This is a genomic window from Cupriavidus sp. 05L411, from assembly GCF_056398045.1.
In genome coordinates this window covers 1-16,502 of the sequence record NZ_JBFTOQ010000065.1, presented here as the reverse complement: position 1 = coordinate 16,502, position 16,502 = coordinate 1, and the positions used below count along the sequence as shown (strand labels likewise).

Genomic DNA, 16,502 nt, shown 5'->3' with positions numbered 1-16,502 from the left:
CGCCACCCATTTGAAGCCCTGAATCTGAACGGAATTCCATCATGGCAAGCCCCACCGCAGACGCAACCGAATCCGTAGTAGAGCTGCACGGCGTCTCGAAGATCTTCCGCACTGCGGACCGCTCCGACCGCGCCGTACTCGAAGGCGTGGACCTGACCCTCAAGCGCGGCGAGATCGTCGCCATGCTGGGCAAGTCCGGCTCGGGCAAGTCCACCCTGCTGCGCATCATGGCCGGACTGGTCGGCGCCGATCGCGGCGAGGTGCGCTTTCGCGGCCAGCCGCTGCGCGGCACCGCCGAAGGCATCGCCATGGTGTTCCAGTCGTTCGCGCTGTTTCCCTGGCTCACCGTGCAGCAAAACGTGGAACTCGGACTGGAAGCCCAGGGCGTGCACAAGGAAGAACGCGCGCGCCGGGCCGAGGCGGCGATCGACATGATCGGACTGTCGGGCTTCAACAGCGCGCTGCCGCGCGAGCTCTCCGGCGGCATGCGCCAGCGCGTGGGCATTGCCCGTGCGCTCGTGACCGAGCCTGACCTGCTGCTGATGGATGAGGCCTTCTCCGCGCTCGACGTGCTGACCGGCGAGACCCTGCGCGACGAAATGCTCGACCTGTGGGAAGACGGCCGCACCAATATCAAGTGCATCCTGATCGTCTCGCACAATATCGAAGAAGCGGTGATGATGGCCGACCGCATCGTGATCCTGTCGAGCGACCCGGGCCGTATCCGCGCCGAGGTGAAGATCCCGTTCCCGCGCCCGCGCAACCGCGACTCTTCCCAGGTACGCGGGCTGATCGACGAGGTCTACACACTGATGACGTCGCCCGCGGCGATGGGCCCGCGCGTCACCGCGCTGGCGGCCGCGCGCGATATCGGCTACCGCTTGCCGGATGCCGACATCAGCCAGATGGAGGCCATTCTCGACCTGCTGTGCGAAGCACCCTTTTTCGGCAGGGCCGACCTGCCGCACCTGGCAGAGGAAGCCGGGCTCACCGACGATGACCTGCTCCCGGCCTGCGAAGCGCTGCACCTGCTGCAGCTGGCCACCATCGAGCGCGGCGACATCAGCGCCACCGGCCTGGGCCGCGCGTACTACGAGACAGAGCCGCCCGAACGCAAGGTGCTATTCGGCAAGCAGTTGCTGCAGCACGTGGCACTGGCCGCGCAAATCCGCCGTGAGCTGGAGCAATCCGAGGACGGCGAGATCCGCGAGGAACACGTGCTGCGCGAGCTCGAAGCCTTCCTCAAGCCGGACGAGGCCGAGCGCGTGCTGACGCTGGCAATCGAATGGGGCCGCTATGGCGAGGTGTACGAATACAGCTACAACAGCGGCATGCTGACGCTGCCCCGCGAGGAGCAGCCGGCGCCGGGCGCGGGCACGCAAACCTGATTGGCGCGGCCCGGATTTCTTGGTTTCTTAGCGGCCGTTTCAACATGAAGCGAAGCGGTTCTGGCCAGGCGCGCGGCCGCAGACAGTACAAGTGGACCGGCCAAGGCCGCGCAACGACGCCAGCATCTTTTGGAAACGGCCTCTTCGGTTCCTAGCGCTCGCGCATGGCCCTGCCGATCGCGCCGGTGCGCAGGGCGATCTTGGCGGTGTCCTCGCGCAGCGCGCGCAGGCGGCGCTCCAGGATGGCATTGGCGGTGCGCCCGGTGGAGCTCGCCGTGCTGGCAATGCTGCCGGCTTCGCTGGCAGCCCGGCTCAACTCGCCCGAGGCCGCGGCCTGCACCAGCACATCGGCGCGGCGGCGGTCGGCCGAATCGGCCAGGCGGGCGCGACGCTCGCTGGCGTCTTCGGCCGCGGGAGGCGCGGCGAGCGCTTCCGTGGCGATGGCAGCATCGGCGGCGCGCACGGCCTGAGTATCGGACACCGCCGCAACATCGGCACCATCGGCAACACCAACGGCGACCGCCACGTTGGCACCAACGCGATCGTTCGCGAGCCCTGCCGTCTCCGTGGCTTTCACCGGCGCCTTCGCCTTCGCCGGATCTTTCACCGCGCGGATGAAACCCGCGCCCCGCCCGCCGGCACGATCGTCCTCGGCCAGCCGTTCGCTGGCCAGCTGCAGGCTGTTGGCCGCGGCATCGGTGGCCTGGCGGATGGCGGCTTCGGCGGCGGGCAGGTCCAGCTCGCCGTAGTGCTCGCGCACCTGGATGCGCGCCGCGGCCACGTGCGCCGCCACCAGGTAGTTCTGCACGATGAAGCGGTTCAGGTTGTCCACCGCGCGATGCCGGCTTTTAGGCTCGTCGAGCATGCGCTGGAACGACCCGATCAGCGCGGACAGGCTGTCCATGAACTGCTTGCGCTGCACCCGGTAGGCAAAGTCGTCCTTGGCCACGCGCAGCAGCAGGTCGCGCGTGGCGGCAATGTAGCGGCGGTTGGCCTGCAGCACGTTTTCCACCAGCGCGGGCAGCGCGCGGTATTCCCAGCTGGGCAGCACAAAGCTGAACACCGTGGCGATCACGCCGCCGATCACGGTATCGATCAGCCGCTCGCCCGCGACCGTGGAGCTGCCCGGCACCAGCAGGTTGATCTGGATCAGCACCTGCACGCAGGCGGCAACAGCCGTGTAGCGGTACTTGATCGTGGAGAACGCCGTGCTGGCCACCAGCGCCAGGAACAGCACGCCCAGCAGGATCAGCGGCTGGTGCACGATCTTGAGCACGCCCACCGCAATCACGCAGCCGATCAACGTGCCAATCAGGCGGTCGTTGTAGCGCTGCTTGGTCATGCTGAAATTGGGCTTCAGGATGACGATGATGGTCAGCAGGATCCAGTAGCTGTGCGACACATACGGCAGGTGTTCCGCAATCCACAGCCCCGCGCCCACCGCCATGGTGATGCGCAGCGCAAAGCGGAACGCCGGCGACTTCCAGTTCAGGTTGTCGCGCAGCACCTTGAGCTCGTAGCGCTGGCGCGTCAGGAACGGTGTCATGTCCGGCCCGGGCAGCACCTTGCTAGGCTCCACCGGCGTGCGCGATGCCTCGTGCAGTTGCTCCACCAGCACGATGGCGCCCTTGATCATGTCGAGCGTTTCCGCCGCCGCCGTCATCGCCGCCGGGTTGATGTGGTGGTAGCGCAATTGCGCGATCTCGTGCGCGACGGCGCGCAGCTCTTCCCGGTAATCCACGGAAGCGTAGGAAGGCCGGCCGCGCGTGATGTCGTAGGCGATCCCCTCCACGTCCTTGCACATCAACTGCACCAGCCGGCGCAAGTGATCGAGTACCGGCGTGCTGCCAAAGGTCTGGCGCAGCAGCGGGTAATCGGTATTGGTGGAGAGGATGTACTCGTACAGGTCCAGCATGCGCATGTGGACCTGCACCAGCAGCCCGTCATGCGTAGTGCGGTTGCCGCGCAGCACCAGGTCGCGCGCGGCCTGCTGGCGCTCCGCCACCACGATCTGCTGGCGCACCAGCTGGTTGAACAGCACCTCGTAGTCGTTGCCGGCGTCGTAGAAACCCGCCTTGATCTCGAGGTACCCGGCCATCTCATACAGCGACTCGGCCAGCACCTGCTGCTTGGTGCGCCGCTGCGTGGTCCAGCTCACCGCCATCGCGTACGCCATATAGGCCACCGCGCCGATGCCGAACAGCAAGGAATGCTCGAGCGCGCGCCGCACCACGAAGTCCTCGTTGATGGTGAGCGTCATGACGAACAAGGCCGAGAACTGCAATGGCAAGGTCTTGTTGCCATACACCGTCATCATGCCGGCCATGAAGGTCACCAGCACCAGCACCAGCGGCATCACGCGCGGAAACGGCGTGGCCATGGCCACCAGCAAGGTCACCGCCGTGCACAGCAGCACGCTGGCCAGCATCTCGTTGAACTTGTGGTTGAACGGGCTGGGCAGGTCCATCAGGCTGGTGCACAGCGCGCCCATCGACACCACCATGGCGGTGGGCAGGTCCGCGAACTGCAAGGCGATCAGCGTGGCGCCGATCACCCCGGTCGCGGAGCGCAGCCCGCGATACACGTAATGCGAATAAACGAAGGTGCGGGCGTCGTGCGCGTATTGCATGTGGTGGCGATCGGCGGCGTTGGGGGCTATTCGGCCTACAGGCCCAGCCAGCGCGCACGCATGGCCTGGCGGCCGCCTTCGGCCGTCACGGTGTACTGCGCCGCCGGCTCGCGCGCGAAGGTCAGCGGCAGCACATGCAGCTCATCGCGGCGGAACACATGGCACTCGGCGCTATCGCCGTCGCGATAGCGCGCCAGCAGCTTGTCGAGCTGGCCAGGGGCTACACGCAGGCCGTCCACCGCGGCCAGCAGGTCGCCCGCCGAGATCCCGGCCGCCTGGGCCGCGCCGCCGTCGAGCACCTGGGTCACGCGCACCCAGCCATCCTCGGTCTTGGTCTTGATGCCGAGTGCGGCGTTGCGCTCGGGCTTGGTCGGCACCGCCTTGATGCCGAAGGGCTTGAAGAGCGCGGCGAGTTGCAGCTCGCCGGTGCCTTCGGTGAGCGAGCGCAGCAGCGCGCCCAGGCGCAGGCCGCTGACCTCATCGAACAAGGCGTGCACCTCGGCCTCGGTCACGCCGCGTTGCTGCGCGCCTGGCGCGTAGAAGCCGCTGCCGTAGCGCTGCCACAGCGCGCGCATGATGTCGTCGAGCGAGCGGCGGTTGCGGGTCTTGGTGCGGATGGTGAGATCCAGCGCCAGGGCAACGAGCGAGCCCTTGGTGTAATAGCTAACGATGGCGTTGGGCGCGTTTTCGTCCTGGCGGTAGTACTTGGTCCAGGCATCGAACGAGCTATCGGCCACGCTCTGCTTGGTGCGGCCGTTGCCGCGCAGCACGCCGTTCCAGGTCTTGGCCAGCAGCTCCACGTACTGCTTCTCGGTGATGCGGCCGCTGCGCACCAGCATCAGGTCATCGTAATAGCTGGTGAAACCCTCGAACAGCCACAGCAGCGGCGTGTAGGTTTCCTCGCGCAGCCGGTAGGGGACGAACGCCGCGGGCTTGATGCGCTTGACGTTCCAGGTATGGAAATACTCGTGGCTGCACAACCCGAGGAAGGTGCGGTAGCCCTCGGTGGCGTCAGCCTTGCCGCGCGCCGGCAGGTCGGCGCGCGCGCACATCAGCGCGGTGCTGGCGCGATGCTCCAGGCCGCCGTAGCCGTCCGTCGTGACCATGGTCATGAACACGTAGCGGCGGTTGCTGTCGAGGAATGGCGCGGCCTCGGTCTTGGGCTCGAACAGGCGGATCTGCGCTTCGCAGATCTGCTTCAGGTCGCGCAAGACGCGCTCGAGATCGAGCTGCGGCACGCGGCCCGTGAACACCACGTCGTGCTGGGCGCCGCAGGCGCGGAAGCTGCCCATGGTGAAGTTGCCCATCTCAACCGGGTGATCGACCAGTTCGTCGTAGTCGGCCACCTGGTAGCGGCCGAAGCCATAGCGCTTGGCGCCACCGCGGCCGGGCGCCTCGCGCATGGCCGTGGCGACCCGCCAGCCAGCATAAGCCTCGCCGGCGGGTGCATGGATATCGACCGTGCAGGGCTGGTCTTCCTGCCCTTCAGCGCAGAGGAAAACCGAGCTGCCGTTGAAGAAGCCGTGCGTGGCGTCCAGGTGCGCGGCGCGCACCGACAAGTCCCAGGCGTAGACCTCATAGCTGAGCGTAAGCGGCCCGTCCACCGGGGCCGCCTGCCAGCTCTGCTTGTCCAGCTTGGTCAGCGCCACCGGCTTGCCGCCGGCCTGAGCCCGGATGCGCACGATATTGCGTGCGAAGTCACGGATCATGTAGCTGCCCGGAATCCACGCCGGCAGGTAGAACTGCTGGCCGGCGGGATTGGGGGCGTCTACCGTGACGGTGACGGCGAACAGGTGCGCTTCCGGTTGAAGCGGGGCAATGGCGTAATGGATCGGCTTCATGAGCGTGATTGTAGCGCCATGCCCGCCCCGGACTACGCGCCGGCTCAGGCGTTGACGTTCACCACCACGCGGCCGCGCATACCACCGTCGACGATCTTGCGCCCGGCCTCGATCGCCTCCGACAAGCCGATCTCGCGGGTGATCGCGCGCAGGCGATCCGGCTCCAGGTCCTGCGACAGCCGCTGCCAGGCCCGCTCGCGCAGGGCCATCGGGGCCATCACGCTATCGATGCCGTAGAGCGTGATGCCACGCAAGATGAAGGGCGCCACCGAAGCCGGGAAATCCAGCCCTTGCGCCAGCCCGCACGCGGTGACCGCGCCGCCGTAGCGCACCTGCGCGCAGGCATTGACCAGTGTGTGCGAGCCAACCGAATCCACCACCGCAGCCCAGCGCTCCTTCTGCATCGGCTTATTGGGCTTGCCCAGCTCCGTTCGGTCGATCACCTCGGCCGCGCCCAGTGCCTTGAGGAAATCCGCTTCGGCCGTCTTGCCGGTGGAGGCCACCACGCGATAGCCCAGCTTCGACAGGATGGCGATGGCGACCGAGCCCACGCCGCCCGAGGCGCCGGTCACCAGCACCTCGCCATCGCCCGGCTTGATGCCAGCGCGCTCCAGCGCCAGCACCGACAGCATGGCGGTGTAGCCGGCCGTGCCGATCGCCATGGCCTGCTGCGTGGTGAAGGCAGCCGGCAGCGCCACCAGCCAGTCGCCCTTGAGGCGGGCGCGCTGCGCCAGGCACCCCCAGTGCGTCTCGCCCACGCCATAGCCGTTGAGCACGACCTTGTCGCCGGCCTTCCAGCGTGCATGGGCGGATTCCAGCACCGTGCCGGCACCGTCGATGCCCGCCACCATCGGCCACTTGCGCACCACCGGCGAGCGGCCGGTAATGGCCAGCCCGTCCTTGAAATTGATGGTGGAGTAGTCGATGGCCACCAGCACGTCGCCCTCGGCGGGCAGGCTGGATTCGTCGAGCGCGGTAACGGCGGCCTGGGTCGCGCCGTCGGCCTGGGTCAGCAGCAATGCCTGGAACGTCATGGAGTCTCCATCCGGTTTTTGATTGTTAACCAAAGACGACCGGCCGGCTCCGGCACGGCAGCGCCGGGAAGGCCGCCGGCGCAACGTGCTTACTTCTTGAGGCTGGCGAGCTTGCGCTCGAGCGTGGCGGCGTCGGCGGCGCCGGGAATGCGGGTGCCGTCCATGAAGAACACGGCCGGGGTGCCGGTGATGTTCAGGCTCTGGCCGAGCGCCAGGTTGTCATCCACAGGGGTCTTGCAGCTGCCGTTGCCGGTCAGCGCCACGTGGCTGATCATCCAGTCGCGCCAGGCCTTGGTGCGGTCGGCCGCGCACCACACCTGCTTGGCCTTCACCGACGAATCCGGCGACAGCACCGGGTACAGGAAGGTGTAGACCGTGATGTTGTCCATCTGCTGGAACGTCTGCTCGATGCGCTTGCAGTAACCGCAGTTGGGGTCGGAGAACACCGCCACCTGGCGGCTGCCATCGCCCTTGCTCCACTTGATCGCGCGCGCCAGCGGCAGGTCCGACCACTTGATGCGGTTGATATCGGCCAGCCGTTCCTCGGTCAGGTTGGCGCCGGTCTTGGAGTCCACCATCTCGCCGTTGATGATGTAGCGGCCGGTGGCATCGGTATAGACCACCTGGCCACCGATGTTGACCTCGAACAAGCCGGGCACGGGAGTCTTGGCCACGCTCTTCACTTCAGCGCGCCCGCCCAGCATCTTTTGCACCGATTCCTTGATGCGGTCGGTGCCGGGCTCGCCCGCCGCCATGGCGTGCAACGCGAAGCCGGCAGCCGCAATGCCGCCAACGATGGTGGCGGACAGGGCGGGACGGCGGCGCAGGAAATGCAACATGATGACTCCAGTAATTCGATGATTCGGTTCGCGCGAGCGAGCTCGGGATTCAGGGTTCATGGGTCGGGCGCTCAGCCCAGCGCGCGGCCGATAAGAAAACGCTTGAGCAGCGACTGGCCGCCCACGACCCGCATGCCGGCATTGCGCACCGTGCGCGCCACGCCGCCAGGCAGGGAAAACAGCCGATGCAGGCCATCGGTAGCCGCCGTCAGCGACAACAAATCGGTGGCGCGCGCGCGCTCGTAGCGGCGCAGCAAGCGCAAGTCGCCTTCTGCGCGGAAAGACTCTTTGGCGGCCATCACGCGGCCAAGTTCCGCCACATCGCGCAAACCCAGGTTCATGCCCTGCCCCGCCAAGGGGTGCACCACGTGCGCGGCGTCGCCCACCAGCGCCACGTGCGGCTGCACAAACTGATCGGCGCGCTGCAACACCAGGGGGAAGCCCTGCGCCGGCGTCACGCAGCGCAGCGCGCCAAACTGGCGTCCCACGGCGCCACTGGCGGCCTGCATCACGGTATCGGCCAGCGCCTCGGGCGACAGCGCCAGCAGCTCACTCGCATGGGCATCGTCGGCCGACCACACCATCGACACGCGCCGGCCCGGCAATGGGAGCAACGCCAGGATCTCGCCGTTGGCCGGCTCCTCGTCCGCCATCAGCTTGGGCGGCGTGCCCAGGAACCACTGCCAGGCCGTGTCCTGGTGCGGCAGATCGCATTCAAAATTCGCCACGACGCCAAGCTGGCGATAGTGCCGCTTGGTGACCGGAATGTGGCATTGCTCGCGCACCCACGAGCGCGCGCCATCGGCGCCCACCACGCAAGCCGCGCGCACCTTGTCGCCGCCGGCCAGGGTCAGCGTCACGCCATCATGGTCGCGCGCGAACGCCGCAGCCGTATCGTCATGCCAGTGCACCTGGTGCTGGAAGCGCAGCGCGGTATCGAGCACGCGCTCCACATGGCTGGATTCGATGATCCACGCCAGTTGCGCCACGGTGGCCGCGTAGGCCGAGAAATGGAGATCACCGGCAGCCGAGGCATCCGCCTGCGCCGCGCTCGCATCGCCGAACACGCGCATGTCGCACACCGGCTGCATCCGCGCCGGGTCCAGCGCCTCCCACACGCGCAACCGCGCCAGCAAGGCTTGCGAGCTCGCCGAGAAGGCATAGATGCGGCTGTCCCACTGGCCAGGATCCCCTGTAGCGGCGGAAGCGGCGGAAGTGGGAGAGCGCGGCGCAACCAGCGCCACCTGCATGCCCTGCTGGGCCAGCAGCAACGCACAAGCCTTGCCGACGATGCCGCCGCCAACCACGGCAACCTGGAAACGGGAGGGAGATGGACGTGTCATGCGTGGATTATAGCCACCCCGGCACGATGGCTTTGGTGCGCCGTCGCGCGCATGAAGCGGCGCCCAAGCGCCTGCGGCAAAGGGGCCGCACCCAGGGTGAACCGCAACCCATTGATTTTTAAAGGTTTACCATGAGCCTCAAATGCGGCATCGTCGGCCTGCCCAATGTCGGCAAGTCCACGCTGTTCAACGCCCTGACCAAGGCCGGCATCGCCGCCGAGAACTATCCGTTCTGACGGTCAGCGCAATTTTGGCTTAGGAATCAATTGGTTAGAGGGCCTCCCGGCACTCTGCGAGACAAAACCATTACAAAATCCGGGGTCCCTTTCGCCTCTCTTGGCGACAGTCGGATGATACCCCAGAGCATCCCAAGCGGCGACCCGGCCCACCCCGAGGGTGATCTCAGTGCTCGTATTCAAGGTCAAGTGCCTAAGACGCCCGCGCACAATGCTGGATGCGTTCGACGCTTGACCTCTAAAACCAAAAAGTCTTAGCTGTTGCCATCCGGATGAGGTGGCGGGTTTTCTAGCAGTTGCCTTGTAGAACGACTGGCCTCATTGAGAACCTTCATGTGCTTCAGCATGTCTTTCATGCTTTGTATGGTCGTCTCGTCTGTCAGCATCATCTCGACCATGTCTGGACGCACAGCCAGCCCCAATTTTAGAATCTCTGCGAGCTTCGATCCGTCGTTTGGCTGGTCCGTTTGTAGCTTTGCAAACTCTGCGAGCATTGCTCCATTGGCTCGCACTTGCTCAGCCTTAGCCGCCATATGTTCCATCACTGGGAGCATGTCGTGGAAGTGCGCCTCATGAGCTTTCATTTGCTCAACGCGCAGGTTGTCGCGGCGGAGTTGTTCGCGCGTGATACTCAGGACTTCCTCGAGCAGATCATCTGTCGTCCGCCTTTCGACTGTTTCTGTGTCCGCTTTCGGCATACCTGCAAGACGCTCTTCCAATTTTGGCCACCAGACATCGAAGGTCTCCCCCAAGTCCTTCTCGGGGAGAGGTATGTGGCCCGGAGCGTTATTCAAATTCAAGAGCATGCGCAGGATTCCGCTTCGATCGACCGAAAGCGCTTGAAACTGCGCCAAAGGACCTTTCAGCTRCCCCGGCGACAGATCGAATAACAAGGGGCAGACGAAAGGCTGCTCAAGGGTCTTCGAAAGTGCTCCAGCTTCGAACACCAGCCAAGGGTTTGATTGATTTTCTGGTGTGACGCACAGAATCCCGACTTTGGCTTCGCCCAATTCCTTCGAGATGTCGGTCAACCAACGCGATCCGGCTGAAATGTCCTCGTCTGACATCCAAGGACGCAGCGATTGAATTACACGGGGGAGCCAGGTTCTCAGAGTTTCTGCAAGATACCTGCTACGCTGTCCGGACCAGCTAAGAAAGACCTTCATATTTTCTCCACAGACGTTGACGAATTGGTGTTACCGCTCGAACCGCGCAGCAAGACCACCTGCAACCGTCTTGTGGCTTATTGGTTCGACTGCCGTTCTGTTGACTATCGCAAGTTGCTATTTCGGTCGATGGGATCGAATGATACGCCGCTGTGGGCGAGTGTCCTGTTCTACCTTAGGCGCTGACTTCCTGACTTGGCCCGGCCTCCAGCAGCACGGCAGCCCAACCCCAGGGGATCTCTCTGAAAGACCACAGCCCCCTGTTCGGGGAAAGCCCAAAGGGGCATAGGGGGTACCTTTTCAATTCCTTTGGGAATTTCTGGGACGGTCGCCACTCGCAGTGGCCGAACAACAGCAATAGCTCGAGGGCTTTAACCCTTTTTTTGAAGGTCGATACGATTCGACTAAGGGGGTACTACGTTCAAGTCGGAACTTTCACGCATGAGTTCTGAGCTTGGTACACGATGGCAAAGCTTTCGGGCATCTGCATTAGCCTTACATACGATGCGCCGCCGTCGATCTTCCAGTACAGATTGATTGGACGCAGAGGTCCATTGGGCGTCATGGCACTTTTGGCAGACACCCACATCGGCTGCCCATACTCTCCAACCGTCGCATCCACGAAGCTGGCCATCTGGTCGAAGCTGAATTGGAAGTGCTGCGACACTTCGTACAGCTTGTCATTGCAGAAGTTGAATAGGTAAGAGTGATGCTGGTTGTCTTGGGCTTGCACGATCAACGTCTTACCGAACCATTTTGAGATCCCAAGCCCCATCGAGTCGGCCGCCTTCTCGACCGCATTTGATGACATTCCGAAGTTAAAGCCGAATGGCTGCACTGCCTGCGCGTCTCCGATGGCCAGCGCAAGGAGCAGGATCCCAAAACGTCGATGCATGACAAACCCTTTGGCGTCGTTGTCCCATGTCCTGTAATCGTACCAAGCGGTGTGCGCCTGTGACCACACTACGTTTGCCGCGTCGCAACAACGTCAGATCCGGGTACACCTTGGCCAGACCTCAGCAGGCAGGCTGGAGGCATTGGCTCATTGGGGTGTACATGGTGAGCCATAGCAAACAGCATCGTTATCTTGGCTCAATAGGGTTGACTGTCAGTGATCCATCCCGCAGAATTGATCCATTGACTATGTGATCCAGGCGGGATGAAATGAAAACGGTCTACTACGGACGTATCAGCACTACGGAAGGTCAGACCTCTGCCAGTCAGTATGAGGATGCAGCTAGGCAGGGCGTTGCTACCAAGCATGTCCACATTGATGAGGGCGTGAGCGGCTACCACGTAGCACCAGCAGACCGGACTGAATGGTCACGGGTCATGGATAAGCTGAGCGATGGAGGGGTGCTGTATGTGCGCTGGCTGGACCGTATCTCACGCCGCTACGATGAGTTGCACAGGACCATGCGGGAGCTGATGGATATGCGGGTAAAGGTAGTCTGTACGCTTAACGGGATGGTCTTTGATGGTCAGGCTACCGATGCCATTGCCAAGGCTACCAGGGACGCTGTGCTGGCTTTCATGGCTGCCCAAGGTGAAGCGGACTACCTGAACCGTAGAGAGATGCAGCGGCGAGGGATTGAGGTTGCCAAGCGGGACCGTCCCGAGAGCTACCAGGGACGTGCTAAGGCTGCTGATGCGGCTGAGGTGGTGGCCTGGAGAGCTGAGAACGGAGCCAGCATTGCCCAGACTGCTGAGAAGTTCAGCATTGGCACGGCTACTGTGAAGCGGTATATGCGGGAAGTGAAGGCTTAGCCATTAACCCATCACAGATGATAATAATTCTCAATTGAGAAATTAGGGATTACTCCGCACATGGTCTTTGATGAAGGAGAATGGGCCGGTGAGTATCAAACTCCACAGCCTTCCCTCGCTAGTTAGCCGACGCACTTGAATCTGACCTCAGCCACCAAGGGAGTCCAACCATGGGCTCCACGGGTCTCAATGTCTCCCACGAGTCCATCCCCTTACCCCGCTCCCGGCAGTACGCGTCCGCTCGCTTCACAGCCAGCGCCTTGATCTCAGTCCAGGACTTCGTGGGGTTCCCTGCCACACGGCTTTCAACCACGCATGTCCCACTGCCCCAAGGGATCACGTCCGATACATATACACACCCCGCCAATAACCACACTGACGATAGGGGTGCAATGCCCCTTTGACAGAATAAACCCAGCACCATCCCTTCGCATGACGCATCCAGACCTGACGAGTTTCGCGCGGAAGCACCAGGTCAAATCGATGAAAAATCCATGCCCAGCTTGGGTTCGCGGCGTCTACAAAACAACACAAAATCGAACATATTAACCCCATACAGTACAAAACAGTACTGTACAGAATTACCCTTATCAACCATATTTTATGACGCTGCCATTATATAATATTCCGCTCACAATCACCCAAAAAAACACTATCATCCCACCATCCAGTGGCAAGAAATTTTCGACCATCCACCCATACCAAACAGCGGGAGCGAACGGCTTTTGAAATATGACCCACGCTGATATTCACGCAACCCTAGATGCACTTGAGACTGATATTAATAAGCTCAAGAACCAAATCGTGCCTACTGAACGGTCCGCGCTTGAATTCGCTCGGGAGGTCGACGCCTCCCCTAGTCAGCCGAATAAAAAGGATGTGGACATCCAGGCCGAGATTACTCGACTTCAGAGGCTACTCATGCAGTCCAAGGTTTTTCCCTGGAAGGACCCTGGGATTATGCAGGGCCACCGCCCCCAGGTCGGCTACAACTACAAAATGACTGGCGAGCAGTACCAGAAGATTCTATGGGTCATTGCGCACGTCCCTGGCCGCCACTCCATCCAGAGCGTTATTCACAAGGCTGTAGAGTCTGAGTTGAAAAGGGTCCTAAGAAAAGCCGGTGTTTCGTGACGCAAGTTGTTCGTGTGCAAATGAAGACAGCTAGATCCAGCATAGAGGCTGGCAGAGAATTGTGATTTATAAGCTCAAATGTATTGACTCGACTGGCACTTTAAGCGAGACCAAAGATCGCCCTTTCAATGGCTTTCGCATTGCCAAGAGTGGGCGGGCGCGGGCAGTGGTGGCGGATGTTATTGGCCAGATACAGAGCCTGGAAGACTATTATAAGTTCAGAAAGCGAGCACGGAAATCGGAGGACCTACGGCAATTCGAGCGGCAAATCGAAGCCATTGTGTGTGACCTTGTTCACCGGGAGATCACTGCCCCTGGTGGAAAGCTTGCCGTGCCATTTTCGAAGACCGTCCTGGGAAATAGGGATCGTTATCGTGCCAAAGTGCTTGGCAAAACACTACCAGATATCGTCAAAAAAATGGCGATGCCCGAAATGGATTTTGTTCGTTACGAGCTGGGCTACCAAAATCCGTTCTTGGAGACCGGTAGCAAGCAGACCGTGGTATGGGCGGGCCCCAGCCTATGTTCACGCATAAGGGACCACGGGCTCACCCTCAATGATCTTGGCATAGCTCCTGGCGAGGAGATAATTGTCCTTAAGGCGTCCAAGGAAGACTACTTTGACAGCGGTAAGAAGATTCAATACGAGGATACTCCACAGACGCGGGCCTTCAGGGACGAGCTTCAGCACATTAATGATGGGCTGGAAAGAGCCGATATTGATTTCCTACCGCCTCCATGGGTCACTAGGCAGGTGGACGCCTCAGACCGCCGCTTGCGACGAGTATTCAATAACGGGAGTTTCGAGCAAGGGGGGCGACTTTTTGGAGGGTTTTGGCAGACTCTACCCAAGGCTCTTCGGAAGGACGGAATACTGATCGATGATACAGATACCATAACGCTTGATTATGGGCAGATCGCGCCACTGATTCTCTATGGGAAAGCAGATGTCAAGCCTCACTTTGAGGATGCCTATGCCGTACCAGGTTTGGAGCGTTACCGAAACGGGGTAAAAAAGATCATGAATGCTATGATCCAGTCCGATAAACCCTTGGCTCGCCGCCCCCAGGGCACCGCATCATTACTCCCCAAACATTTGCGACTGGATCAGGTGCTTGACCTAATCACAGCCTTCCACAAACCCATTTCAGATTTCTTCTACACGGGTAATGGCCTGGAGATCTTCTACCAGGAAAGTCAGATTATGGTTTCAGTACTCACCCGGTTAATGGAGAGGGGAATTACGGCGCTGCCGATCCATGATGCGGTTATAGTATCGGAAGAGCACCAAGCAGCGACCAAGGAGACAATGCTGGCAGTATTCAAGGAATTTACCGGCATTGATGGCTTGGTTGGGATCGATGAATGAATGCGTAGCTGGGAGGTCAGCCCCTTTGTCACTCTGGGCTAGCATAGGGAGATCCTATAGGGCCCAGAGGCTTGACCAAGGAACAATACTTTTATCCAGGCCTCCATCACTGCTACGGTCAATGGCGCTATGCGTGACTGATATTCCTATAGGTCTACCCCTATCAGTTACTACCATATGGTCATCCCTGTAGGTATTATCATTATGGTCATCCCTATAGCTATATCTTTAGCCTCTCCTTATGAGGGGCCCATAACGGTAGGAATAGATCAATTACCGGGGCTCATAATCACCCCCGGGACCGTTGACGCATGCGCTCGCGTAAAGTCCTAGAGGAAAGCAGGCCTCGAACGGTCGCGGAGGGCGGCTACTTCAGTGCTCTTATCGCCTCTTGAATACAGGCAAGAGCCGCTGCGACATCCTGCGCCTCCAAACTCACATAGTGCCTATGCAAGACATCGGACTTCTTCGGGGCATGACCCAGAATCCTCCTGAGAATTGCATCTCCAGTCCCCAAGCGGGCACCGACAGTTGCCAGTAGTTTCCTCAGATCATGCAGCGTGAAGACTGGTGCTCCGGCCCTCTGCGCCATCTCAGTAACGTGGTCCACGGAAAGCCCAGCAAACAGCCCTGAGCCCGGATCCAGTTCGCCACAACGCCTCACCAGAATTTCCCTCACGGGCTCCGTTATGGGCAGCGTATGGGGCCTCCCGCCCTTTGTATCGGGAATCAGCAGAACCCCCTCCTCTAGGTCTACGTGCTCCCGCAGGATGGCCCCACACTCGTTCTTGCGTAGTCCCGTAAGGAAGACCAAGCACAGATAGTCCCGCTGAAGCTCGGGGAGCTTGCCCACGGCAGCAAACCATGTAGGTAAGTCCGTTTCCCTAAGCTTCCTTGCGCGTGGCTGTGCCCGCGCTGGCAGCAATCCAGCCGCTCCAAGCTTGATGAATGGGCTCGGTATGTCTAGCCCATGAACAGCGTGGAGATATCGCAGCAGGGACCCGATAAGCCCCCTTCCAAGTTCCACTATGGCCGCACCTTTTGTCTGAGAGAAGGTGTGGCAGTGTTCAGCGAAAGCAGGCCCATTGAGCGCCGCTACAGACTGCTGCAGCCAATCTCGAAAATGGGTCTTCAATAAGGACTGATACCGAGCGAGGCTAGAGGGCTTGACCTTCTTGGCAGCAGCATAGGCCGTAAGAGCTTGGCACAGGTTGGGCAAGCGGGCAGCCACAGGCCGCACCGGCATTTCCCCTGCCCGGCACATCTTGAGGATCGGCAAGGCCAGTTCGCGGGCCTCGCTAATTGTGACCAGCGGCCACCGGCCCAGGGTTACCCTGACCTGCTTACTTCGCGTGCTCGTCGCTACAAAGAATGTCAGGTGGCGCCGCCCCACCCGCACGCACAGCCCGCATAGCACGCTATCCCGTAGGATGGCCCCAGGCTTGGTCTTGTAGTGGTTCAGAGAGGACTCCGAGAGGGTTACAATAGCCATCTTTTTCGTGACAAATCCAGTACAAAATCGGTGAACAAATGCCCCGTTTTGCTGGTTTTGCCTCGCGCCGGTCCTTCGCCCTGTGCCGTAGCTCCCCACACCATATGGAAGTGAGGGACGCACCCAGGGTGAACCGCAACCCATTGATTTTTAAAGGTTTACCATGAGCCTCAAATGCGGCATCGTCGGCCTGCCCAATGTCGGCAAGTCCACGCTGTTCAACGCCCTGACCAAGGCCGGCATCGCCGCCGAGAACTATCCGTT

Annotated in this window: 13 protein-coding genes and 1 pseudogene; 6 read left to right on the top strand and 8 right to left on the bottom strand. The window is 61.5% G+C overall.

Going from position 1 to position 16,502, the window contains the following annotated elements:
* The first annotated feature begins 41 nt into the window (after positions 1-41).
* Positions 42-1,388, top strand: a complete 1,347-nt coding sequence (locus AC1DQR_RS37190; protein WP_416049778.1) for an ABC transporter ATP-binding protein — start codon at positions 42-44, stop codon at positions 1,386-1,388.
* Positions 1,389-1,539: 151 nt separating this feature from the next.
* On the opposite strand, the gene AC1DQR_RS37185 is transcribed toward AC1DQR_RS37190, so the two are convergent.
* From AC1DQR_RS37185 to AC1DQR_RS37165, 5 genes are all read right to left on the bottom strand, one after another.
* On the bottom strand, positions 1,540-4,017 hold the full coding sequence (locus tag AC1DQR_RS37185; protein WP_477134850.1) for an FUSC family protein: 2,478 nt from the start codon (positions 4,015-4,017) through the stop codon (positions 1,540-1,542).
* Between the two features lie 35 nt (positions 4,018-4,052).
* Positions 4,053-5,858 carry a M61 family metallopeptidase gene (locus tag AC1DQR_RS37180; protein ID WP_477134849.1) on the bottom strand — a complete coding sequence of 602 codons (1,806 nt, stop codon included), beginning with the start codon at positions 5,856-5,858 and terminating at the stop codon, positions 4,053-4,055.
* A gap of 44 nt (positions 5,859-5,902) precedes the next feature.
* Positions 5,903-6,892 (bottom strand): acrylyl-CoA reductase (NADPH), encoded by a 990-nt coding sequence (gene acuI / locus AC1DQR_RS37175; RefSeq protein WP_174428364.1) that lies wholly within the window; start codon positions 6,890-6,892, stop codon positions 5,903-5,905.
* 89 nt (positions 6,893-6,981) lie between these two features.
* A complete protein-coding gene (locus tag AC1DQR_RS37170; RefSeq protein ID WP_253928964.1) occupies positions 6,982-7,731 on the bottom strand; it encodes a DsbC family protein in 750 nt (249 codons plus the stop codon).
* A 71-nt stretch (positions 7,732-7,802) separates the two neighbouring features.
* Positions 7,803-9,074: a UbiH/UbiF family hydroxylase gene (locus tag AC1DQR_RS37165; RefSeq protein WP_416049781.1), complete on the bottom strand. Its 1,272-nt coding sequence runs from the start codon at positions 9,072-9,074 to the stop codon at positions 7,803-7,805.
* A gap of 131 nt (positions 9,075-9,205) precedes the next feature.
* Between AC1DQR_RS37165 and AC1DQR_RS37160 the strand changes: the two are divergent.
* Positions 9,206-9,307 (top strand): annotated as a pseudogene (locus AC1DQR_RS37160) (GTPase); the annotation flags it as partial.
* 257 nt (positions 9,308-9,564) lie between these two features.
* Here AC1DQR_RS37160 and AC1DQR_RS37155 read toward each other — a convergent pair.
* Both AC1DQR_RS37155 and AC1DQR_RS37150 read right to left on the bottom strand, forming a co-directional pair.
* Positions 9,565-10,476, bottom strand: coding sequence for a toll/interleukin-1 receptor domain-containing protein (locus AC1DQR_RS37155; RefSeq protein ID WP_477134848.1), 912 nt, complete (start codon positions 10,474-10,476; stop codon positions 9,565-9,567).
* 421 nt (positions 10,477-10,897) lie between these two features.
* Positions 10,898-11,371: a hypothetical protein gene (locus tag AC1DQR_RS37150; RefSeq protein WP_477134847.1), complete on the bottom strand. Its 474-nt coding sequence runs from the start codon at positions 11,369-11,371 to the stop codon at positions 10,898-10,900.
* A gap of 269 nt (positions 11,372-11,640) precedes the next feature.
* Between AC1DQR_RS37150 and AC1DQR_RS37145 the strand changes: the two genes are divergently transcribed.
* The 3 genes from AC1DQR_RS37145 (at position 11,641) to AC1DQR_RS37135 (ending at position 14,746) form a co-directional block, all read left to right on the top strand.
* Entirely contained in the window at positions 11,641-12,243 is a 603-nt protein-coding gene (locus tag AC1DQR_RS37145) for a recombinase family protein (protein WP_477134846.1), read from the top strand.
* A gap of 732 nt (positions 12,244-12,975) precedes the next feature.
* The gene (locus AC1DQR_RS37140; protein WP_477134845.1) at positions 12,976-13,377 is read left to right on the top strand and encodes a hypothetical protein; all 402 of its coding nucleotides are present in this window, start codon (positions 12,976-12,978) and stop codon (positions 13,375-13,377) included.
* 61 nt (positions 13,378-13,438) lie between these two features.
* Positions 13,439-14,746: a hypothetical protein gene (locus tag AC1DQR_RS37135; RefSeq protein ID WP_477134844.1), complete on the top strand. Its 1,308-nt coding sequence runs from the start codon at positions 13,439-13,441 to the stop codon at positions 14,744-14,746.
* 367 nt (positions 14,747-15,113) lie between these two features.
* Here the strand turns inward: AC1DQR_RS37135 and AC1DQR_RS37130 are convergent, their stop codons facing one another.
* Positions 15,114-16,238 (bottom strand): site-specific integrase, encoded by a 1,125-nt coding sequence (locus AC1DQR_RS37130; protein ID WP_477134843.1) that lies wholly within the window; start codon positions 16,236-16,238, stop codon positions 15,114-15,116.
* A gap of 163 nt (positions 16,239-16,401) precedes the next feature.
* On the opposite strand from AC1DQR_RS37130, the gene AC1DQR_RS37125 reads away from it, so the two are divergent.
* Positions 16,402-16,502: GTPase (locus tag AC1DQR_RS37125; RefSeq protein WP_084217164.1), on the top strand; the 101-nt coding region annotated here is incomplete at its 3' end.